This window comes from Bartonella sp. AA126HLJHH, assembly GCF_042197425.1.
GTDB lineage: Bacteria > Pseudomonadota > Alphaproteobacteria > Rhizobiales > Rhizobiaceae > Bartonella.
In genome coordinates, this window is record NZ_JBHIRU010000072.1 from 1 (window position 1) to 2,124 (window position 2,124).

Here is a 2,124-nt window from a genome sequence, read left to right on the forward strand (position 1 = left end):
TCATCACTTTATCCTGAGTATGGACAACAAAACACAATAGATGCGATTATAAGAGATCAATTGCATGCTCTTGTAGCGACTTGTGCACAAAGAGATCTCAATCCGGCAGAAGAGATTTATAGAATAGCGCAAAATCTTGGCTATAAGAACCAAGCAGTACAAGCGAATAATCAAGTTGCAGAACTTCAAAGCCGGCAGAATTCTGCGCGGACTTTGACAGCATCTGGTGGAGGGGGCGTGACGGGTCCTATGACTTTAGAATCTATTGGAAATATGTCTGATAAAGAATTTGGAGAATGGTATAGCAATCCTAAGAATCAAATCATTTTTGATAAGTTAATGGGGCGCGATGGCTGATTATAGTCTAGGTGCATAACGTAATCCGCTTTTAATGCGGGTTTTTGCCGGCTTTAAGCCGGTTTTTTTATAGCAAAGAAAGGTAAAATCAATGGCAATAACACGTATACCTATTAATGATGCTCAAGCGGTGAAAGCTTGGTCAAAGAGATTAAATTATGAAGCGTCTAAAGCGCTTGATATTGAACCATTAATGGGAGAAGGCTCCAATAGTATCATTCAAGTCAAAAATGAACTTAGGAAAGAAGGTGGCGATTGTGTTACATTTAGCTTACGTGCACAGATTATGGGGCGTGGTGTAAGCGAAGGTGAAACGCTTAAAGGTAATGAAGAAGCTCTTCAGTTTCTTCATGACAAATTATATATCAATGAACTTAATCATGCAGTTTCGACGAAGAACAAAGGTACAATTGATCAACAACGTATTTTGTTTAGTTTACGCGACGAAGCACACAAGTCATTGGTTGATTGGTATGCGGACCGTTTAAGTTTGATGTTTTTCACGCAAGTGTGTGGGTACACAGCACCTACAATGAAATTTGAAGGGCGTGAGATTGAACTTGATGAATTGTATTATGGTTTTAATGCACCATTGGCACCAAGTAGTAAGCGCATTGTACGACCAGAAGCCAAAACGAAAGATGAAGACGTAAAAGAGCTGGCAAAACACGGTTTTAGCCTTAAGCTGATTGATGAAGCTGTTAAAGTTGCAAAGTTGGCTAACCCCAAAATCAGACCAGTACGTGTTGGTGGTTCCAATGTTTACGTCATGTATCTTCATCCCATACAAGTTATGCAATTGCGTACCAATACAGAGACTGGTCAGTGGCTTGATATTCAGAAAGCTGCTTACACAGGCTCTCGTGCGCAAAACCCAATCTTTGATGGTTCACTAGGCATGTATAACGGTGTGATTTTACGTGAATCGGAACATGTGACGCATGGTGTAAAATCCGATGGTAGTGTTGAAGAAAATGTCCGACGTGCTGTATTACTGGGTGCACAAAGTGTGATGCTTGCCTTTGGAGCAGAAAATCAAGATACGCGCTATAAATTGGTTGAAGAGCTTGATGATTATCAACGGGTATATGGGGTTGCAGTGAAAACAATCCTAGGGATGAAGAAAACGCGTTTCCAAATGCCGGGAAGAGGACAACATGCGCAAGATTTTGGAACAGTTGTTGTTTCAACTTGTACAGGTGAAAAGCCTTCTTAAATTCATGGAAAGGAAATAAAACATGGCAGAAGGATTACCACAGCCCCTACAAGGGAGAAACTTGGTTACGCAACAAGTGAGTTTTTTTCGCTTGAACATATCGCATAAAGAGAAGCGTCTTACAACGAAAATAGGGATATTACCACGTGGTGCTTTGATCACTTCAATTAAAGCGTTCGTTAAGACGGCATTTTCAGAAGCGAAGTTGAAGATTGGCAGTACCTATGGGGGTAATGAGTTTGGAGAAAAAGACATCAAAGCCCAAGGCACGCAAGATTTTACGCCAACAGATCAAAAGTCTTTTGTTGCAGATGATAAGGAGATGACCCTTTATGCAACACGAGACAAAACCACTGATGCTGGTGAATGTATTGTGGTTGTGCAATTCGTAACAAATCATTGAGGGGATAAGACATGGCAGATTATTTACCACAGCCCTTGCAAGGGAGAAATCTTCATACCCAGCAGGTAAGCTTTTTGCGGCTTAATTTTAGCTATGAAGATAAAGAAAACGCTATGAGAATAGGCACGCTACCTCGTGGTGCTTTGAT

General features: G+C 40.8%; 2 protein-coding genes and 1 pseudogene. All 3 read left to right on the forward strand.

Translation table 11 applies throughout. From position 1 onward, the window contains the following. Positions 1-357, forward strand: a pseudogene (locus ACFIQC_RS09680) (hypothetical protein); the annotation flags it as partial. A gap of 91 nt (positions 358-448) precedes the next feature. Further along, on the forward strand, positions 449-1,573 hold the full coding sequence (locus ACFIQC_RS09685; RefSeq protein ID WP_375630621.1) for a N4-gp56 family major capsid protein: 1,125 nt from the start codon (positions 449-451) through the stop codon (positions 1,571-1,573). A gap of 22 nt (positions 1,574-1,595) precedes the next feature. Further along, on the forward strand, positions 1,596-1,976 hold the full coding sequence (locus ACFIQC_RS09690) for a hypothetical protein (RefSeq protein ID WP_375630619.1): 381 nt from the start codon (positions 1,596-1,598) through the stop codon (positions 1,974-1,976). Positions 1,977-2,124: the final 148 nt, after the last annotated feature.

Bases quoted from the DNA above. Each gene is read 5' to 3' on its own strand.
- ACFIQC_RS09690 (WP_375630619.1), top strand. From the start codon at position 1,596: ATGGCAGAAGGATTACCACAGCCCCTACAAGGGAGAAACTTGGTTACG.
- ACFIQC_RS09685 (WP_375630621.1), top strand. From the start codon at position 449: ATGGCAATAACACGTATACCTATTAATGATGCTCAAGCGGTGAAAGCT.